Raw genomic sequence first — 17948 nt, 5'->3', positions numbered from 1 at the left:
GGGAGTCCGCTCCCGCCCCGGCCTGTTCTTCGGAGCTTGCCATGCGTTTGCTGCTGATTTGGCTCATCAATGCCATCGCGCTTCTCGTTCTGCCCTACGTCGTCTCGGGCATCCAGCTCAAGGGCATCGGTACGGCCCTGATCGTTGCGGTCGTGCTCGGCCTGATCAACGCGTTCCTGCGTCCACTGCTCGTCATCCTGACGTTGCCGGTCACGGTGCTGACGCTGGGGCTGTTCATTTTCGTGATCAACGCGTTGCTGTTCTGGCTGGCCTCGCATGTCGTGAAGGGTTTCGAAGTCTCGGGCTTCTGGGCGGCGCTCTTCGGCTCGCTGCTGTACAGCCTGATCTCGTGGATTCTGTCGGCGCTGGTGTTCGGCGGCGAGCGAGCCACCAACGTGTAATGGCGGCGCATCGCCGTCGCCCGCTTCTTGCAGGAAATCCGTAGTCATGTCGCAAGCGCTTCGTGCCGATCAGGCCCTCGTCTGCCGGGGGCTGGCCGCATCCCGCACCGCCGCTCAACGCCTCATCGATGCCGGACGCGTGTATTACGCCGGCACCGAAACGGCGTTGAAGAAGGCCAGCCAGATCGTGGCGGACGATGAGCACATCGAAGTGCGGGCGGCGCTCGACGGACTGCCCGACGAAGATCGCTACGTGTCGCGCGGCGGCCTGAAACTTGCCGGTGCGCTCGCGCAGACGGGGCTTGGCGTCGGTGGCCGTGTGGCCCTCGACGTCGGCCTGTCGACCGGGGGTTTCGCGGACTGTCTGCTGCAGGCGGGCGTGGCGCGTGTCGTCGGGGTGGATGTCGGGCATGGACAGTTGCATCCGCGTCTCGCGAGCGAGCCGAGGCTGGTGTCGCTCGAGGGCATCAACGCGCGGCACCTGTCGCGCGAGTTGCTCGACGAGCGTCTCGCAACGGCGAGCGCACCGGACGCCATGCCGGAAGCCGGGTTCGACCTGATCGTGGGCGACGTGTCGTTCATCTCGCTCACGCTGGTCTTGCCCGCGCTCGCGCCGTTGCTGGCCCCGGCCGGCGACCTGCTGATGCTGGTCAAGCCGCAATTCGAGGTCGGACGCGAGCATGTCGGCCGCGGCGGGCTTGTGAAGGACGCTGCGCAGTATGCGCAAGTGGAGACAAAAATCCGCACTGCCTGTGAATCGCTCGGACTGACGGTCGCCGCATGGCTCGACAGTCCCATCGCGGGCGGCGACGGCAACCGGGAGTTCTTCGTGCACGCCAGGCGCGCGTGATGCGGCTCTCAAGATGACAAGACGATCATGACGCAACCTTCCTTCAGTTTCGAATTCTTCCCGCCCAAGACGGCCGATGGCGCGGAGAAGCTGCGCGCCACGCGTCAGCAGCTGTTCCCGCTCGGGCCCAAGTTCGTCTCCGTGACGTTCGGCGCCGGCGGTTCGACCCAGCAGGGCACGCTCGACACCGTCGTCGAAATCCAGCGCGAAGGCGTGGAGGCCGCGCCGCACCTGTCGTGCGTGGGTTCGACCCGCGAGAACATTCGCGAGATCCTGCAGACGTATCGTCAGCACGGCATCCGCCACATCGTGGCGCTGCGCGGCGACCTGCCCTCGGGCATGGGCGAGATCGGCGAATTTCGTTATGCGTCGGAGCTCGTGGAGTTTATCCGCGCCGAGACCGGCGACTGGTTCCACGTCGAGGTGGCTGCCTACCCGGAATACCATCCGCAGGCGCGCTCGCCCCGTCTGGACCTGGAGCATTTCGCCAACAAGGTGAAAGCCGGGGCCAACGCCGCGATCACGCAGTACTTCTTCAATGCGGATGCGTATTTCCGGTTCGTCGACGACGTGGCGCGCCTGGGCGTGCAGGTGCCGATCGTGCCGGGCATCATGCCCATCACGAACTACTCGCAGATGATGCGTTTCTCGGAAATGTGCGGCGCCGAAGTGCCGCGCTGGATCGCCAAGCGCCTGGAGGGCTTCGGCGATGATCGCGAGGCGATCCGCGCCTTCGGGCTCGACGTGGTGACCGGACTTTGCGAGCGTCTGCTCGCCGGCGGGGCGCCCGGGTTGCACTTCTATACGCTCAACGCGGCATCGGCGACCAAGGCGATGTGGCAGCGTCTCGGCCTCTAAGGCGCACGCAATCGTTTGCCAACGCAGGGGTGTCCAGGAAGTCAATTCTAATCATAAATGGGTGATTTCCTATCCAAAAACACCACAAATAGGCGGTTTGCTAGGGATTTGGCGTGTTGTGACGCACGGGAAGCTTCAGTAATATCCCCGTGAACCCGGCGACGGATCGTCGTCGGGCGTCATAACAGATCAAATTTCGAGGAGCCTATGAAACAGACTCACACCCTGCGTTTGCTTTTGGCTGCGACCTTGCTTGCCGGTGCGGCCGTGATCCCGCCCGCCGCGGCGGTCGAGCTCCCGAACAAGACCCTCGTCTATTGCTCCGAGGGCAGCCCCGCCGGTTTCGATCCGGGGCAACTGACTACCGGCACCGACTTCGATCCCGCCGACGCCATCTACAACCGTCTCATCGCTTTCGTGCCCGGGGAAACCGGTGTCATGCCGTCGCTCGCGGAGAAATGGGATATCTCGCCGGACAACAAGGTCTATACGTTCCATCTGCGCAAGGGTGTCAAATTCCACAAGACGGATTACTTCACGCCCACCCGCGACTTCAACGCCGAAGACGTGAAGTTCACTTTCGACCGCATGGCCGATCGCGAGATGCCGTTCCGCAAGGCATACCCGGCGGAATTCCCGTATTTCGTTGACATGGGCCTGCAGGCGGACATCGATCGCATCGAGGTCGTCGATCCGTACACCGTGCGCTTCGTGCTCAAGAAGGTCGACGCACCGTTCATCCAGAACCTGGCCATGTCGTTCGCGTCGATCCTCTCCAAGGAATACGCGGACAAGCTGCTCGCCGCCAATAACGCGCGCGACATCGCGCTCAAGCCCGTTGGCACCGGTCCGTTCATCTTCCGCAGCTACACGAAGGACGCCACGCTGCGCCTGGACGGCAACAAGGACTACTGGAACACGAGCCTGCCGCCAAAGGTCAGCAAGCTGATCTTCGCGATCACGACCGACGCGAACGTTCGCATCCAGAAGCTCAAGCGCAACGAGTGCCAGGTGGCGACGTATCCGCGTCCGGCGGACGTCGATGCGCTCAAGGCGGAGATTCAGTCGCAAGGCAAGGCGTCGAAACTGAAGATGCCGGACCAGGTCGGCTTCAACCTCGGCTACGTGGCGTACAACGTGCAGAAGAAGCCGCTCGATCGCGTGGAAGTGCGTCAGGCGCTCGACATGGCAATCAACAAGAAGGCGATTCTCCAGTCCGTCTACGGCTCGGCCGGTCAGTTGTCGAACGGTGCCCCGATGCCGCCGACGCAGTGGTCTTACGACAAGAACATCAAGCAGGCGAGCTACGATCCCGAGAAAGCGAAGGCTCTGCTCGACAAGGCGGGCGTGAAGGGCATGGAGATCACGCTGTGGGCCATGCCGGTGCAACGGCCGTACAACCCGAACGGCAAACTCATGGCCGAGATGATCCAGGCCGACTGGGCGAAAATCGGCGTGAAGGCCAACATCGTCACGTACGAATGGGGTGAGTACATCAAACGCGCCAAGGCCGGAGAACACGATGCGCTGCTCATCGGCTGGACCGGCGACAACGGCGATCCGGACAACTGGCTCGGCGTGCTGCTCGGCTGCGATTCGATCAACGGCAACAACTTCTCGAAGTGGTGCTACAAGCCTTTCGACGACCTCATCAAGCAGGCGCGTCAGACGACCGATCAGGCCACGCGCACCAAGCTCTACACGCAGGCGCAGGAGATCTTCGCGCAGCAACTGCCGTTCTCGCCCATCGCGCACTCCACGCAGTACAAGCCGATGTCCACGAGCGTGCAGGGCTTCAAGCTGAGCCCGTTCAGCCGCAACAGCTTTGCGGGCGTCTCGTTGAACTGAGTCCGCGACACGATCGACCGGTCCCGCGCCCCGCGCGCCGACCGGCGTCGAACCGCTGCCCGGGCCGCCGCGCCCGGGGTCGGCGGTCGCACCACGTCGGCAACGCGCCGACGATTGATTAACGCGGCACAGCACCGCTCGTCCCTGCGCCGGGGGCGGGCGATGCGCCAAGCCCCCACGGAACCCTCCTATGCTGAGATTCGTCCTGAGACGACTGGGCATGGTGATCCCGACCTTCATCGGGATCACCGTGCTCGCGTTCGCGCTCATTCACCTCATCCCCGGCGATCCGATCGAAGTCCTCGTGGGCGAGCGCAATCTCGACCCCGTCATGCACGCCGAGGCGATGAAGCGGCTCGGGCTCGACCAGCCGCTCACCACCCAGTACTTCGTCTACCTGAAGCACGCCGCGCAAGGCGACCTCGGGCGCTCCATCGTCACCAACGAAGGCGTGCTGCACGAGTTCTTCGCCCGCTTCCCCGCCACATTGGAGCTCGCGCTGTGCGCGATGATCTTCGCACTGGTCGTGGGCCTGCCCGCCGGCGTAGCCGCATCGCTCAGACGCGGCAAGACGCTCGACCACGCGACCATGGGCGCGGCACTCACCGGCTACTCCATGCCGATTTTCTGGTGGGGGTTGCTGCTCATCATGCTGTTCTCCGTCAATCTGCAATGGACGCCGGTGTCCGGGCGCATCGGGGTCGAGTACGACGTGCCGAGCGTGACCGGCTTCATGCTGATCGACACGCTGCTCTCCGGCGACGAGGGGGCGTTCTCCTCGGCGCTCAGCCACCTGATCCTGCCGACCATCGTGCTCGGCACGGTGCCGCTGGCCGTGATTGCGCGCATGACACGCTCGGCCATGCTCGAAGTGCTGCGCGAAGACTACATCCGTACGGCGCGGGCCAAGGGGCTGTCGCCCTGGCGCGTGATCGTCGTGCATGCGTTGCGCAATGCGCTGATCCCGGTCATCACGGTGATCGGACTGCAGGTCGGCGCGTTGCTCGCCGGCGCGGTGCTCACCGAGAACGTGTTCTCGTGGCCCGGCATCGGCAAATGGCTGATCGACGCGATTCTTCGTCGCGACTATCCGGTGGTGCAGGGCGGCATCCTGCTCATCGCGACGGGCGTGATTCTGGTCAATCTGCTGGTCGACGTGCTCTACGGCGTCGTCAACCCGCGCATTCGGCACTGAAGGAGGTCAACGATGAGTGACACCCCTGCCACGCTGCCGCCTCCCGCCGCCGTGACCGCGACGCCTCGCGCACGCCTGCTCCGGGAGTTTCTGCGCAGCTTTACCGCGAACCGCGGCGCCACGGCCGCGGCCGTGGTGCTGCTGCTGATGTTCGCGGCTGCCATTCTGGCGCCGCTGATCGCGCCGCACAGCCCGATCGAGCAATATCGCGACTACGTCAAGATTCCGCCCGTGTGGTTCGAGGGCGGTAACGCCCGGTTCCTCCTGGGTACGGACGAGGCCGGTCGGGACATCCTTTCGCGCCTGATCTTTGGCGCGCGCCTGTCGTTCTGGATCGGTCTGTCGTCCGTGGTGCTCTCGCTGATTCCGGGCATTCTGCTCGGGCTGTTTGCGGCGTTTTTCCAGCGCTGGCTCGACACGCCGATCATGCGGTTGATGGACATGATGATGGCGCTGCCGTCGCTGCTGCTGGCGGTGGCGGTGGTGGCCGTGATCGGGCCGGGCCTGGCCAATACGACGATCGCCATCGCGATCGTGACATTGCCCGCATACGTGCGACTCACGCGCGCCGCGGCGCTCGGCGAGTTGCAGCGCGAGTACGTCGTGGCCTCGCGCATGGCCGGGGCGGGAACGCTGCGGTTGATGTTCTCGACGGTGCTGCCGAACTGCGCGGCACCGCTGATCGTGCAGGCCACGCTGAGCTTCTCGGTGGCCATTCTCGACGCCGCGGCGCTGGGCTTTCTCGGTCTGGGCGTGCAGCCGCCGCTCGCCGAGTGGGGCTCGATGCTCGCGTCGGCACGCGACTATATGGAAAGTGCCTGGTGGATTGTCACCCTGCCGGGACTTGCGATCGTCATCTCGGTGCTCGCCATCAACCTGGTCGGCGACGGCCTGCGCGATGCACTCGACCCCAAACTGAAGCGAATCGCATGAATCTGCTCTCCATTCGAAATCTGTCGGTCGACTTCGACGGCGCGCGCGCCGTCGATGCCATCGACCTCGACGTCGCCCAGGGCGAGATCCTCGGCGTGGTCGGCGAATCCGGCTCGGGCAAGAGCGTGACGATGCTCGCGCTCATGGGACTGATCGACGCGCCGGGGCGCGTCCTTGCGGACGAAGTACGCTTCGACGGCCGCGACCTGCTGCATGCGTCGGCACGCGAGCGCCGCAACATCGTCGGGCGCGACGTGTCGATGATTTTCCAGGACGCGCTCACCAGCCTGAACCCGAGCTACACCATCGGCTATCAGATCGGCGAAGTGCTGCGCCGTCACATGGGGTTGCGCGGCCGCGCCCTTCGAGCGCGCGTCGTCGAGTTGCTCGAGCAGGTCGAGATTCCCGACGCGGCCAACCGGCTGGGGGCTTATCCACATCAGTTGTCCGGCGGGATGAACCAGCGGGTGATGATTGCCATGGCGATCGCCTGCCGACCGAAACTGCTGATCGCCGACGAGCCGACCACGGCCCTCGACGTGACGATCCAGGCCCAGATCATGGCGTTGCTGCTCCAGTTGCAGAAGGATCACGGCATGTCGCTCGTGCTGATTTCCCACGATCTGGCGGTGGTGGCCGAAGTCGCGCACCGCGTGGCGGTGATGTATGCAGGCCAGGTGATCGAAGTCCAGCAGGTACCGGCACTCTTCGATACCCCGCATCACCCCTACACCGAAGCGCTGCTCTCGGCGATTCCCGAGCACAACCGGGGCGTGCGTCGACTGCGTACCTTGCCGGGCGTGGTGCCCGGGCGCGATGACCGCCCGGCGGGCTGTCTGCTCTCGCCGCGCTGTCCGTACGCGGACGATCGTTGCCGCGCGGTGCAGCCGGCGCTCGAACCGTACGCGGCGCCGGGCATGGCGGGCATGGCGGGCGGAATGGGCTCGCCCACGGTGCGGTGCTTCAAGCCGTTGCCGCACGCGGTGGCGGGCGATCGAGTGGCAGGGGGTGTGCGATGAGTGAAACCGTTTTCGCGACGCCTCAGGAAACCCCGCGGGCGCTGGCCGGGCAGGGGCGTGTCGTGCTGTCCGCGCACGACCTGACGCGCTTCTATACCGTGAACCGCGGGTTGCTGCGCGGGCAGGCGACGCTCAGGGCGCTCAATGGCGTGTCGTTCGAGCTCGCGGCGGGGCGCACGCTGGCGGTGGTCGGCGAGTCCGGGTGCGGCAAATCGACGCTGGCCAGGGTCTTGACGTTGATCGAACCGCCCACGTCGGGCAGACTCGTCGTCGACGCGACCGAGACCACGTCCGCATCGGCTGGCGAAGTGGCGCCGCTGCGCACGCGGGTGCAGATGGTGTTCCAGAACCCGTACGCGTCGCTCAACCCGCGCAAGACGGTGGGGCAGGCGCTCGACGAGCCGCTGGCCATCAACACGTCGCTCGGCCGCGCGGAGCGCGGGGAGAAGATTGCCGAGATGATGCGCACGGTTGGCTTGCGCCCGGAACATGTGGCGCGGTATCCGCACATGTTCTCGGGTGGGCAGCGGCAGCGGGTGGCGATCGCGCGGGCGATGATCCTGTCGCCGGCCATCGTGGTCGCCGACGAGCCCGTTTCGGCCCTGGATGTCTCAATTCAGGCACAGATCCTGAATCTTTTCATGGATTTGCAGGACCGATACGCGACGAGTTACGTATTCGTGTCGCATAATCTCGCGGTGGTCGAGCATGTGGCCGACGATGTCATGGTGATGTACCTCGGCCGCGCGGTCGAACACGGTCCCAAGGCCGCCGTGTTCGGCAAGCCGCTGCATCCGTACACCAAGGCGCTGATGTCGGCCACGCCGGCGATCAAGGCGGCCGAGCGGCGGGTCAAGATCCCGTTGATCGGCGAGTTGCCGTCGCCCTTGCGACCGCCGCCCGGGTGTGCGTTCGCGCCGCGCTGCCCGTACGCAGTCGACCACTGCCGCGAAGAAGTGCCGCAACTGCGCAAGCTCGAAGGACGTCTGGTGGCGTGCCATCGGGTCGAAGACATTGAGGGATGACGAGATTGGGTGGACCACCACGCGCGACGCACGTTCGTCGGGGCGTTGCATTGACCGGCTGGCTGCTCGGTTGCCTGTTGATGGCGCTCGCCGTCACGCTGGATGCGGCGTCGACCGGCACGCCCCGCGCGATCGCGCCGCGCACGCTGCCGCTGGTGGTCCCGGAGCCGGGCGAGGCGCCGCCGGGCGCCAATCTCCCGTTCTACGAAGCCCGCAAGGGCGACATGACCATCTACGTGATGGGTACCCTGCATGTCGGCAAGCCCGACGACTATCCGTTCCGCAAGGTCGTGGTCGATGCGCTGCGCGTATCGAAGACGGTGGCGTTCGAGCTTTCGCCGGACGACCTGACGATGTCGCAGGACGACGTGCAGAAGTACGGCATGTGCGCGCGGTCGTGTCTGCCCCGGCTGATTCCGGCGCCGCTCTGGCGCAAGCTGCGCGCGCGCCTCAAGGGCAATCCGGCAATGCTTGCCGAGATCCGTCACATGCGGCCGTGGCTGGCGGCGCTACTCGTCGAGACGCTCGATTCGATGGGGGCCGACCTGCAAACGGAGTACGGTACCGAGAACCAGTTGGAGAATATCTATCGCGGCCGCATTGTCGGCCTCGAGTCGCTGGCGGAACAGATGGACGCGTTCACCGGCCTCACGCCCGCGCAGCAGAACGAGTTGCTGGCACAGGAGCTGGTGCTCACTCCGAAGAAGGCGACGGCGCAGGTCGAGGAGTTGCACCGCCTGTGGCGGGCGGGCGACGCGGAACTGGTCTTCGACTGGTCGCAGGGCAAGGCGGCGCAGGTGCGGCGCAACGCGGCCCTGGCCGACGCCATCGACGAGCGCATCCTGTATTCGCGCAACCGGCGCTTTCTGGCGCGCATGCTGTTCCTCGCCGACCCGGGCAAGCCGGTCTTCGTAGCGGTCGGCACGCTGCATCTCGGCGGTCCGCACGGCGTGTTGCAACTGCTGCGCGAACACGGGTTTTCGGTGGCGCAGCGCTAGCGCGCGCCGGGTGCCGCGAAGCCGGCGGTCGAACGAACCGCCGGGTCTGACGCTCACTTACGCCAACATCCCCCGGGCTTCGATGAAGCGGATGATCTCCTGAAGGCCCTTGCCTTCCTTCATGTTTCCCATCACGAATGGACGCATGCCGCGCATTTTCTGCGTGTCCGAGCGCATGATGTCGAGCGAGGCGCCGACGTACGGGGCGAGATCGGTCTTGTTGATGACGAGCAGATCCGACTTCGTGATGCCGGGGCCGCCCTTGCGCGGGATCTTCTCGCCGCCTGCGACATCGATCACATAGATCGTGAGATCCGAGAGCTCCGGGCTGAAGGTGGCCGCGAGGTTGTCGCCGCCGGACTCGATGAAAACGACGTCCGCGTCGGGGAAGCGGTCCAGCATCCGGTCGACGGCTTCGAGGTTGATCGAGGCGTCCTCGCGGATCGCCGTGTGCGGACATCCGCCGGTCTCCACGCCAAGAATGCGTTCCGGTGCCAATGCACCTGCAACGGTCAGCAGACGCTGATCCTCCTTGGTATAGATGTCGTTGGTGATCACGACGAGATCGTAGCGCTCGCGCATGGCTTTGCAGAGCATCTCGGTCAGGGTGGTCTTGCCGGAGCCGACGGGGCCTCCGATGCCGACACGCAGCGGCGGATTCTTCTTGGTACGACGGGCGTTGGCAGTGGTCGTCATGGCGAATGTCGTGGTGGCGGTGAAAGTAGCGGATTCGTGAAAAACGGCCAGGTGCTGGTCAATAGCGAATCAATTGCGAGTCAGTCGCGAGTCAATCATGTGATGCCGTGGAACGCATTCGCGCGAGAACGCGCGATGCACGGGGACACGGTCGCGCCCGCTGCGATCCCGATGCCGCGCTCGCGTCTCATGAGCGGAACAGCCGCGAGTACTGTGTTTCATGGCGCGAAGCGAGAATCGCGAGCGCGGGGGAGAACGTGTTGATTCGATCATCCGGCAATGCCATGGCCCGACGCGCGGCCGCCACGATGCGGGGCCGCAACGCCACGATCACGCGCTGTGCGGCGAGTTGTCCGAGCGGTACGGCCTTGAGTGCGCCGGCCACCTGATTCTCCAGCCAACTGAAGGCGTAGGCGACCAGCGTGTCGGCGAGCGTGGCGCCGTGCGCCAGCGCGGCAAGCGAAAATGCCGTCGGGAGGGCGATCGGACGCAGCGCCGAAAGACGATCGCGCTGCGTGGGGGTGCCCCATTCGAGCGAGACGATCAATTGCGTGAGCGACCAGCCCATCTGCTCGGTCTCCGCGCGCAGCTCGGCCGCTTCGCGCGTGGCCAGCAGCCAGTCGTTCACGCGAATGAGCGCCGCGTCGTCGTCCGTCTGCCAGTGACGCCACTGCCGCGCGAGCAGCGCCAGTTCGCCCGTGGCGAATACGCCATCGAGCTGACTGGCGATCCAGCGCCCGGCGCTGGCAGCGTCGTGAACGATGCCATGTTCGACGGCGGCTTCCAGGCCTTGCGAATAGCTGAACGCCCCGATCGGCAGTGCCGGCGACGCAAGGTGCAACAGCGCGGCAAGCGACTGGAGCGACGCGTCGGCGACGGGCTCAGTGAGTGGACTGGGGAGACTTGCCGTCATCGGAGAGACTCACTTGGGAAGCCGGTTCGTCGGTCGGGCCCGGCGGCATGTGGGAATGATCGTGCCCGCATGCGGCACCGTGCACATGCGCGTGAGCATGCGAGGCGTCTTCCGTGTGCGCGCAGCCGGGGCGATGCGCGTGATCGTGCTGGCATGCCGAGCCGTGCGAATGTCCATGATCGTGCGAATGCCCATGCGGGTGGTCGTGATCGTGTCCGTGATGCTCGTGGAAGACGCGCTGTGCGAGCGCGAAGTCCTCGGCGAAGGTGGCATCGTGCCCGTGCTTGTGACCGCCGCCGTAGGCGCCCGCTTCGGGCTCGAACGGCATCAGCGCCTCGGCGACGTCGACGCCGAGCCGCAGCAGCATATCGCGCAGCACCGGGTCGTGTTCGAGCTTGAGATACCCGTCGCCCACTTCCACCGGCGTATGCCGGTTGCCGAGATGGTACGCCGCGCGCGTGAGCGCCAGCGGCGTGGCAGCCGTCACGAGCAGCACCGTTTCGGGGGCGGCTTCCACGCGGATGAACCCGCCGTCGTCGGCCACGAGCACGTCGCCGCCGCGCAGCACGGTGCCACGCGGCAGGAACAGTGCAACGTCCTCGCCCGTCGCCAGCGTGGCGCGCAAGCGGCTCTTGCTGCGCGCGTCGAACGGCAGCACGAGGGCCGGTGCGCGGCGGGCGAGCGGTGCGGCGATGCGCCCGGCGGCAAAGTACTTCTCCACGCGGCGCAGCGCCGTGGACGACGTTGCCGGATCCGGCGAGGAGGGCGATTCGGGAGCTTGCGCCATGGTTCGTTCAGAAAAGGAAGTAGCGTTGCGCCATGGGCAACACGGTCGCCGGCTCGCACGTCAGCAGCTGTCCGTCGGCGATGACCTGATAGGTCTCGGGGTCGACGCTGATGTGCGGCAGCCAGGCGTTGTTCACCATGTCGGCCTTGGTGACCTGCCGGATATTGCGCACCGGCACCACGCGCTTGGACAGACCGTAACGTCCGGCCACGCCGCCATCGTACGCCGCCTGCGACACGAACGTGAGCGAAGTGCGCGCCATGGCCCCGGCGCGCGCACCGAACATCTCGCGATAGTGCACCGGCTGGGGCGTCGGGATCGACGCGTTCGGGTCGCCCATGAGCGCCGTCGTGATCATGCCGCCCTTGAGAATCAGCGACGGCTTCACGCCGAAGAATGCCGGCTCCCACAGGACCAGATCGGCCCATTTGCCCACTTCGACCGAGCCGATCTCGTGCGCCATGCCGTGCGTGATGGCCGGGTTGATCGTGTACTTCGCGACGTAACGTCTGACGCGGAAGTTGTCCGCCTCGCCGGTGTCCGGGCCGAGCGCGCCGCGCTGCACCTTCATCTTGTGAGCCGTCTGCCAGGTGCGCATGATCACTTCCCCGACGCGCCCCATGGCTTGCGAGTCGGACGAGATCATCGACAGTGCGCCCAGATCGTGAAGGATGTCCTCGGCCGCGATCGTCTCGCGCCGGATGCGTGACTCCGCGAAAGCGATGTCCTCGGCGATGGCCGGGTCGAGGTGATGGCAGACCATCAGCATGTCGAGATGTTCGTCGAGCGTGTTGATGGTGTAAGGCCGCGTCGGGTTGGTCGACGATGGCAGTACGTTCGCCTCTCCGCAGACCTTGAGGATGTCCGGCGCGTGACCGCCGCCGGCGCCCTCGGTGTGATACGTGTGGATCGTGCGTCCCTTGATCGCGGCCACGGTCGCTTCGACGAAGCCGCCCTCGTTGAGCGTGTCGGTATGAATCGCGACCTGGGTATCGGTGGCGTCGGCGACCGACAGGCAGGCGTCGATGGCCGCGGGCGTGGAGCCCCAGTCCTCATGCAGCTTCAGGCCGATGGCGCCGGCCTCGATCTGCTCCATCAACGGCTCGGGCTGGCTCACGTTGCCCTTGCCGAGAAAGCCGAGATTGATCGGCCAGCCGTCGGCGGCCTGGAGCATGCGTTCCAGATGCCACGGCCCCGGCGTGCAGGTCGTGGCGTTGGTGCCGGTCGCCGGGCCCGTGCCGCCGCCGAGCAGCGTGGTCACGCCCGAGGACAGCGCCTCTTCGATCTGTTGCGGACAAATGAAGTGAATGTGCGAATCGATGCCGCCGGCCGTGACGATCATGCCCTCGCCGGCGATCACTTCGGTGGCGCCGCCCAGCGGAATCGTCACGCCGGGCTGGATGTCCGGATTGCCCGCCTTGCCGATGCCCCAGATGCGCCCGTCCTTGAGGCCGATGTCGGCCTTCACGATGCCCCAGTGATCGATGATCACGGCGTTGGTGATGACGGTGTCCACCACGTCGGCGCGGGGACGTTGCGATTGCCCCATGCCGTCGCGGATCACCTTGCCGCCGCCGAATTTCACTTCTTCGCCGTAGATCGTGAAGTCGCGCTCGATTTCGACGATGAGTTCCGTGTCGGCCAGTCGCAGCCGGTCGCCGGTCGTGGGCCCGAACATTTCCGCGTACGCGCGGCGAGAGATTTTCATAGCGCCCCCATGACGCGACCTGCGAAACCAAATACGCGCCGCTCGCCCGCGAGCGCGACCAATTCCACCGTCCGCTGCTGGCCGGGTTCGAAGCGCACCGCGGTGCCGGCCGCGATGTTCAGGCGAAAGCCGCGCGTGGACTCACGGTCGAACTGCAACGCGTCGTTGACCTCGTAGAAATGGAAATGCGAGCCGATCTGGACCGGCCGGTCGCCGGTGTTGGCCACGGTGACGCGGATCGTCGGGCGGTCCGCGTTCAACGTGATCTCGCCGGCGGCGGGCAAGAGTTCTCCGGGAATCATGTGAGTCTCCGAGATGATGGCGAGAGCCGATGTCCGCGACATCAGGCCACGGCCGCGAGCAGCGTCGCGCCGTAGGCCAGCACGCCCGCGCCCAGCACGCGCGGCAGCCATGCCGAGCGACGACGCAGCGCTACGCCGGCAGCGATGCCCACACTGTGCAGCACGCCGGTGGCCAGCACGAAGCCGGCGAGGTAATGCATGGCGCTGGCCTGCGCCGGCAACTCGACGCCGTGCGCGAAGCCATGGAAGATCGCGAACGCGCCCACGATGGCCGCGCCCGCCCAGCCGGGCAACTGTGCGCGCGTGGCGAGCAGCAGGCCGAGCACCAGCAGCGAGACGGCGATCATCGGCTCCACCCCGGGCAGCGCCAGCGCGTGCGACATGCCGAGCAGGCCGCCTGCGGCCAGCATCGCCACGAAGGCGAGCGGGGCGAGCCAGACGCGTCGGGCGGTGAGCGAGCTCCACAAGCCCACGACGATCATCGCGCAAAGGTGATCGGCACCGGTGAGCGGGTGCAGGAAGCCCGCCGCGAAACTGGTCGCCGCGTCGTGGCCGGGATGACCCGGGTGCGCGAGTGCGGCGCCCGACGCGGCGAGCAGGGCCAGGCCGGCGAGACCACGCGCGAGGCGTTGGCGCGAGACGGCGAAGGTGCCGGAGTCGGCGATGACGAGCGGGGGGCGGACCAGTGACATGAGACGTCCTTTCGAGAGAGTGGTTGACGACACGGCGTCGGTTATCGGATGTTGTCCGGCCTTATCGGGTGCGGTTATGCGCGTCGCGTGCGAGCGCCTCGAATGGCCGGGCGTGGTCGGCGCATGCGAACCGACGGCGCCGGTTCGCGCGCCGATGGGCTTCAGGGAATCGGGTGATGCACGGTGACAAGCTTGGTCCCGTCGGGAAACGTGGCCTCGACCTGGATGTCCGGGATCATTTCGGGCACGCCGTCCATCACGTCGTCGCGGGTGAGCAGCGTGGTGCCGTAGTGCATCAGGTCGGCGACGGTGCGCCCGTCGCGGGCGGCTTCCATGAGCGCGGCGCTGATGAAGGCCACGGCTTCCGGATAGTTCAGCTTCAGGCCGCGTGCGCGTCGACGCTCCGCGAGCAGCGCGGCGGTGAAGATCAGCAACTTGTCTTTTTCTCGTGGGGTGAGCTTCATCTTGACGTGAAATTCAATGCGAAAGGGTCATGGGAGCAACGCAGCTGCCGCTCATCATAAGCACGAGTCGGGCGGCGCGCCATATCGATCGCGCACGCGCGGTTCGCGCACCAAAACCGTGCCGGACAAGGGCGGTGGGGCGGTGCGTGCCATGCCGCGCGGCGTCGTCATTGGCAGATGAACCGCTGTAGCTCGGGCGTGGCCGGCTGCGTGAAAAGCGTCTCGGGCGCGCCGGACTCCCAGATCTTGCCCTGGTGCATGAACACCACGCGATCCGAAACATGGCGGGCGAACCGCATTTCGTGTGTCACCAGAATCAGCGTCATGCCTTCGGTGGCGAGGTCTTCAAGCACCTTGAGCACTTCGGCGACCAACTCAGGATCGAGCGCCGAGGTGATTTCGTCGCAAAGCAGCACCGATGGGCGCATGGCCAGCGAGCGGGCAATGGCCACGCGCTGCTGCTGCCCGCCCGACAATTGCGACGGATAGCTGTCGAACTTGTCGGCCAGGCCCACCTTGGCAAGCATGGCGCGGGCGATCTCGCGCGCCTCGGCTCCGGCGGTCTTCTTCACGACCTTCTGCGCGAGCATGACGTTCTCTCCGGCCGAGAGGTGGGGAAAGAGGTTGTACTGCTGGAACACCATGCCGACCTTCAGGCGCAGCGCGCGCAGGTCGGTGTCGCGCGCGCCGACGTGCACGCCGTCCACGGCGACGCTTCCCGCATCGAATCGCTCCAGGCCGTTGAGGGTGCGCAGCAGCGTGCTCTTGCCCGAGCCGCTCTTGCCGATGATCGAGACGACCTGGCCGCGCTCGACGTCCATGTCGATCCCCTTGAGCACGGGGGTCTCGCCGAAGCGCTTTTGCATGCCCCTGACTTCAATGAGCGACATGGAGTTTCCTTTCGAGATGACGCGCCCACAGCGACAACGGATAGCAGGCGGCGAAGTAGAACATGGCGACGAGGCCGTACACGGTGAACGGCTGGAACGTCGCGTTGGTGAGCATGGTGCCCGTCTTGGTGAGTTCGTCGAAGCCGATGATCGACGCGAGCGCGGTGCTCTTGACGACCTGCACCGAGAACCCGACCGTCGGCGCGATGGCGATGCGCAGCGCCTGCGGCAGAATCACGTGACGCAACTGCTCGCCGTATCGCATGGCCAGGCTCGACGATGCCTCCCACTGGCCGTGCGGCACGGCGTCGACGCAGCCGCGCCAGATTTCCGTGAGATAGGCGCTCGTGTAGAGCGTGAGGCAGACCGCGGCGGCGACCCACGGCGAGACGTTCAGGCCGAGCAGCGGCAGGCCGAAGAACACCAGGAACAGCTGCATGAGCAGTGGCGTGCCCTGGAACACCTCGATGTACAGCGCCACGGCGCGCGCGGCCCACGAGACGCGTCCCACGCGCACCACCAGCAGTGCCAGTGCGACCAGTCCTCCGCACACGAAGGCGATGGCCGAGAGTGCGAGCGTCCAGCGCGCGGCAAGCAGCAAGCCGCGCAGCATGTCCCAGATCGAGAACTCGATCATCGTGCGCCTCCCTGGGTCGTGCCTCGGAACAAGCGACGCGCGCAGCGCATGAGCACCCGACGCAGCACGATGGCCAGCACGAGATAGAGCGCGGTGACGATCAGGTAGCTCTCGAACGCGCGGAAGGTGCGCGACTGCACGAAGTTGGCGGCGTAGGAGAGGTCGGGGACCGAGATCTGCGAGACGACGGCGGACCCGAGCATCACGATGACGATCTGGCTGGCGAGCGCGGGAAACACCTTCGCGAACGCCTGCGGCAGGATCACGTGACGCAGGATCTGTCCCCGCGTCATCGCGAGCGACAGACCGGCTTCGGAAAGACCGCGCGGCACGGCACGCATGCCCGCGCGGATGATTTCGGTGGCATAGGCCCCGAGGTTCACGCTCATGGCGAGGATCGCGGCCGTGGTCTCGTCGATGTGAATACCGAGACTCGGCAGGCCGAAGAAGATGAAGAACAGCTGAACGATGAACGGCGTGTTGCGGATGAGTTCGACGTACAGCCCCGCGATCGCCCTGAGCCACACCGTGCCCGTCTCGCGGGCGACGGCGCACAGGGCGCCGATGATCACGCCCACGACCGTGGAAACGGCCGTGAGCGCCATCGTGAGCGCGGCGCCGCGCACGAACAGCATCAGGTATTGCCGCAGATCGGCAAAGTCGAGAACGTAATGCATGGGGAACCGGAGACCTGTCGCGAGACGCGTCGTACTGCGATCAGAGATCGGCGGGCAGCGGCATGCCGAGCCACTTCTGCGAGATCTTGCCGAGCGAGCCGTCCTTCTTCGACGCGGTGAGAATGGCGTTGACCTTCGCGAGCAGGCGCGGCTCGTTCTTGTTCAGTCCCACGAAGCAGGGCGAGTTCTTGATGAGGAACTTCGGCTCCGGCAGCTTGGGCGGATGCTTGGCAACGATCGCCGCCGCCACCACATTGCCGGTGGCGACCAACTGCACCTGGCCCGAGAGGAAGGCGGAGATGGTGCCGTTGTTGTCTTCGAAGCGTTTGATCGTGACGTCGGGCGGCGCGACCTTCGAGAGTTCGAGATCCTCGACCGCGCCGCGCGTCACGCCGATGGTCTTGCCCGAGAGATCGGCGGGCTTCGACACGGCGAGGTCCTTCGGCCCGAATACGCCGTTGTAGAACGGCGCGTAGGCTTCCGAGAAATCGATCACCTTCTCGCGCTCGGCATTCTTGCCGAGGCTGGAAATCACGAGGTCGGCCTTGTTCGTCGTGAGGTGGGGAATCCGGTTGGCGCTCGTGACAGGTACCAGCTCGAGCTTTACGCCCATGCCCTTGGCCAGCAGTGCGGCTGTGTCGATGTCGTAGCCGACCGGCTTCATGTCGGGGCCGATGGCGCCGAACGGCGGGAAGTCCTGCGGCACGGCCACGCGCAGGGTGCCGCGCTTCGCGATGTCGTCCAGCCCGTCGGCGTGCGCGGTGCGCGGCGCCAGGGTGGAAACGGCAGCCAGCGCGCTCACGGCGAGCATCAAGGTGGTGAAGGCGCGGCGTGCGCGGGTGCGCGCGCCGAGCGTGGCGACAACGGCTTCATGAGAGACGGCGGTGCGGGAAAACGGCAGCATATCGGCAACCTCGGATTCAGGGGGCAAGCGTTCCGGCAACGGGAGTGTTCCGGCGGCCGGCGCATCTGGTCTGACCGGTCGATACAGTGACGTAGCAGGAATCATGCCCGGGCGAGCGGAACACCGCCGCGCCTCGGTTTCGGGCGCGACC

General features: G+C 66.1%; 19 protein-coding genes and 1 pseudogene. 9 read left to right on the top strand and 11 right to left on the bottom strand.

Features of this window, described 5'->3' with window-relative positions; all coding sequences use genetic code 11:
- Positions 1-41: 41 nt before the first annotated feature.
- The 9 genes from LV28_RS47030 (at position 42) to LV28_RS46990 (ending at position 9127) form a co-directional block, all read left to right on the top strand.
- Complete coding sequence (locus LV28_RS47030; protein WP_023598034.1) at positions 42-401, top strand: phage holin family protein; 360 nt, start codon at positions 42-44, stop codon at positions 399-401.
- Between the two features lie 46 nt (positions 402-447).
- Positions 448-1251, top strand: coding sequence for a TlyA family RNA methyltransferase (locus LV28_RS47025; RefSeq protein WP_038619476.1), 804 nt, complete (start codon positions 448-450; stop codon positions 1249-1251).
- A 27-nt stretch (positions 1252-1278) separates the two neighbouring features.
- On the top strand, positions 1279-2109 hold the full coding sequence (gene metF, locus LV28_RS47020) for a methylenetetrahydrofolate reductase [NAD(P)H] (RefSeq protein ID WP_023598032.1): 831 nt from the start codon (positions 1279-1281) through the stop codon (positions 2107-2109).
- A 207-nt stretch (positions 2110-2316) separates the two neighbouring features.
- A complete protein-coding gene (locus tag LV28_RS47015; RefSeq protein ID WP_023872819.1) occupies positions 2317-3957 on the top strand; it encodes an ABC transporter substrate-binding protein in 1641 nt (546 codons plus the stop codon).
- 190 nt (positions 3958-4147) lie between these two features.
- The gene (locus LV28_RS47010; RefSeq protein ID WP_023598030.1) at positions 4148-5152 is read left to right on the top strand and encodes an ABC transporter permease subunit; all 1005 of its coding nucleotides are present in this window, start codon (positions 4148-4150) and stop codon (positions 5150-5152) included.
- A 12-nt stretch (positions 5153-5164) separates the two neighbouring features.
- A complete protein-coding gene (locus LV28_RS47005; RefSeq protein WP_023598029.1) occupies positions 5165-6085 on the top strand; it encodes an ABC transporter permease subunit in 921 nt (306 codons plus the stop codon).
- Entirely contained in the window at positions 6082-7104 is a 1023-nt protein-coding gene (locus LV28_RS47000) for an ABC transporter ATP-binding protein (RefSeq protein WP_038619479.1), read from the top strand. Before LV28_RS47005 ends, LV28_RS47000 begins: the two co-directional genes overlap by 4 nt.
- On the top strand, positions 7101-8129 hold the full coding sequence (locus LV28_RS46995; protein WP_224785223.1) for a peptide ABC transporter ATP-binding protein: 1029 nt from the start codon (positions 7101-7103) through the stop codon (positions 8127-8129). The genes LV28_RS47000 and LV28_RS46995 overlap by 4 nt, the downstream gene beginning before the upstream one ends.
- 50 nt (positions 8130-8179) lie before the next feature.
- Complete coding sequence (locus LV28_RS46990; protein WP_023598026.1) at positions 8180-9127, top strand: TraB/GumN family protein; 948 nt, start codon at positions 8180-8182, stop codon at positions 9125-9127.
- Positions 9128-9184: 57 nt separating this feature from the next.
- Here LV28_RS46990 and ureG read toward each other — a convergent pair whose 3' ends face one another.
- The 11 genes and pseudogenes from ureG to LV28_RS46935 all read right to left on the bottom strand — a co-directional run bounded on the left by ureG (position 9185) and on the right by LV28_RS46935 (position 17704).
- Positions 9185-9823: an urease accessory protein UreG gene (gene ureG, locus LV28_RS46985; protein WP_023598025.1), complete on the bottom strand. Its 639-nt coding sequence runs from the start codon at positions 9821-9823 to the stop codon at positions 9185-9187.
- A gap of 187 nt (positions 9824-10010) precedes the next feature.
- A complete protein-coding gene (locus tag LV28_RS46980) occupies positions 10011-10736 on the bottom strand; it encodes an urease accessory protein UreF (RefSeq protein ID WP_023598024.1) in 726 nt (241 codons plus the stop codon).
- An 85-nt stretch (positions 10737-10821) separates the two neighbouring features.
- A pseudogene (gene ureE / locus LV28_RS46975) lies at positions 10822-11466 on the bottom strand (urease accessory protein UreE); the annotation flags it as partial.
- Positions 11467-11530: 64 nt separating this feature from the next.
- The gene (ureC, locus tag LV28_RS46970; protein WP_038619482.1) at positions 11531-13231 is read right to left on the bottom strand and encodes an urease subunit alpha; all 1701 of its coding nucleotides are present in this window, start codon (positions 13229-13231) and stop codon (positions 11531-11533) included.
- Entirely contained in the window at positions 13228-13533 is a 306-nt protein-coding gene (locus LV28_RS46965; protein ID WP_023598021.1) for an urease subunit beta, read from the bottom strand. The genes ureC and LV28_RS46965 overlap by 4 nt, the downstream gene beginning before the upstream one ends.
- 41 nt (positions 13534-13574) lie before the next feature.
- Positions 13575-14225, bottom strand: a complete 651-nt coding sequence (locus LV28_RS46960; protein ID WP_023872823.1) for a HupE/UreJ family protein — start codon at positions 14223-14225, stop codon at positions 13575-13577.
- 161 nt (positions 14226-14386) lie between these two features.
- Positions 14387-14689, bottom strand: a complete 303-nt coding sequence (locus LV28_RS46955; RefSeq protein ID WP_023598019.1) for an urease subunit gamma — start codon at positions 14687-14689, stop codon at positions 14387-14389.
- Positions 14690-14856: 167 nt separating this feature from the next.
- Positions 14857-15579 (bottom strand): amino acid ABC transporter ATP-binding protein, encoded by a 723-nt coding sequence (locus tag LV28_RS46950; protein ID WP_023598018.1) that lies wholly within the window; start codon positions 15577-15579, stop codon positions 14857-14859.
- The gene (locus tag LV28_RS46945; RefSeq protein ID WP_023598017.1) at positions 15566-16216 is read right to left on the bottom strand and encodes an amino acid ABC transporter permease; all 651 of its coding nucleotides are present in this window, start codon (positions 16214-16216) and stop codon (positions 15566-15568) included. Before LV28_RS46945 ends, LV28_RS46950 begins: the two co-directional genes overlap by 14 nt.
- Positions 16213-16893 (bottom strand): amino acid ABC transporter permease, encoded by a 681-nt coding sequence (locus LV28_RS46940; protein ID WP_023598016.1) that lies wholly within the window; start codon positions 16891-16893, stop codon positions 16213-16215. Before LV28_RS46940 ends, LV28_RS46945 begins: the two co-directional genes overlap by 4 nt.
- A 40-nt stretch (positions 16894-16933) precedes the next feature.
- Positions 16934-17704 (bottom strand): transporter substrate-binding domain-containing protein, encoded by a 771-nt coding sequence (locus LV28_RS46935; protein ID WP_038621915.1) that lies wholly within the window; start codon positions 17702-17704, stop codon positions 16934-16936.
- Between the last annotated feature and the right edge of the window lie 244 nt (positions 17705-17948).

The sequence above is a fragment of the Pandoraea pnomenusa genome, from assembly GCF_000767615.3.
Classification (GTDB): Bacteria; Pseudomonadota; Gammaproteobacteria; order Burkholderiales; family Burkholderiaceae; genus Pandoraea; species Pandoraea pnomenusa.
This window is presented reverse-complemented; position numbering and strand designations above follow the sequence as displayed.

What these genes read in the sequence shown, in the direction of transcription:
- LV28_RS47030 (WP_023598034.1), top strand. Translation starts at nt 42, where the DNA reads ATGCGTTTGCTGCTGATTTGGCTCATCAATGCCATCGCGCTTCTCGTT.
- LV28_RS47025 (WP_038619476.1), top strand. Translation starts at nt 448, where the DNA reads ATGTCGCAAGCGCTTCGTGCCGATCAGGCCCTCGTCTGCCGGGGGCTG.
- metF (WP_023598032.1), top strand. Translation starts at nt 1,279, where the DNA reads ATGACGCAACCTTCCTTCAGTTTCGAATTCTTCCCGCCCAAGACGGCC.
- LV28_RS47015 (WP_023872819.1), top strand. Translation starts at nt 2,317, where the DNA reads ATGAAACAGACTCACACCCTGCGTTTGCTTTTGGCTGCGACCTTGCTT.
- LV28_RS47010 (WP_023598030.1), top strand. Translation starts at nt 4,148, where the DNA reads ATGCTGAGATTCGTCCTGAGACGACTGGGCATGGTGATCCCGACCTTC.
- LV28_RS47005 (WP_023598029.1), top strand. Translation starts at nt 5,165, where the DNA reads ATGAGTGACACCCCTGCCACGCTGCCGCCTCCCGCCGCCGTGACCGCG.
- LV28_RS47000 (WP_038619479.1), top strand. Translation starts at nt 6,082, where the DNA reads ATGAATCTGCTCTCCATTCGAAATCTGTCGGTCGACTTCGACGGCGCG.
- LV28_RS46995 (WP_224785223.1), top strand. Translation starts at nt 7,101, where the DNA reads ATGAGTGAAACCGTTTTCGCGACGCCTCAGGAAACCCCGCGGGCGCTG.
- ureG (WP_023598025.1), bottom strand. Translation starts at nt 9,823, where the DNA reads ATGACGACCACTGCCAACGCCCGTCGTACCAAGAAGAATCCGCCGCTG.
- LV28_RS46980 (WP_023598024.1), bottom strand. Translation starts at nt 10,736, where the DNA reads ATGACGGCAAGTCTCCCCAGTCCACTCACTGAGCCCGTCGCCGACGCG.
- ureC (WP_038619482.1), bottom strand. Translation starts at nt 13,231, where the DNA reads ATGAAAATCTCTCGCCGCGCGTACGCGGAAATGTTCGGGCCCACGACC.
- LV28_RS46965 (WP_023598021.1), bottom strand. Translation starts at nt 13,533, where the DNA reads ATGATTCCCGGAGAACTCTTGCCCGCCGCCGGCGAGATCACGTTGAAC.
- LV28_RS46960 (WP_023872823.1), bottom strand. Translation starts at nt 14,225, where the DNA reads ATGTCACTGGTCCGCCCCCCGCTCGTCATCGCCGACTCCGGCACCTTC.
- LV28_RS46955 (WP_023598019.1), bottom strand. Translation starts at nt 14,689, where the DNA reads ATGAAGCTCACCCCACGAGAAAAAGACAAGTTGCTGATCTTCACCGCC.
- LV28_RS46950 (WP_023598018.1), bottom strand. Translation starts at nt 15,579, where the DNA reads ATGTCGCTCATTGAAGTCAGGGGCATGCAAAAGCGCTTCGGCGAGACC.
- LV28_RS46945 (WP_023598017.1), bottom strand. Translation starts at nt 16,216, where the DNA reads ATGATCGAGTTCTCGATCTGGGACATGCTGCGCGGCTTGCTGCTTGCC.
- LV28_RS46940 (WP_023598016.1), bottom strand. Translation starts at nt 16,893, where the DNA reads ATGCATTACGTTCTCGACTTTGCCGATCTGCGGCAATACCTGATGCTG.
- LV28_RS46935 (WP_038621915.1), bottom strand. Translation starts at nt 17,704, where the DNA reads ATGCTCGCCGTGAGCGCGCTGGCTGCCGTTTCCACCCTGGCGCCGCGC.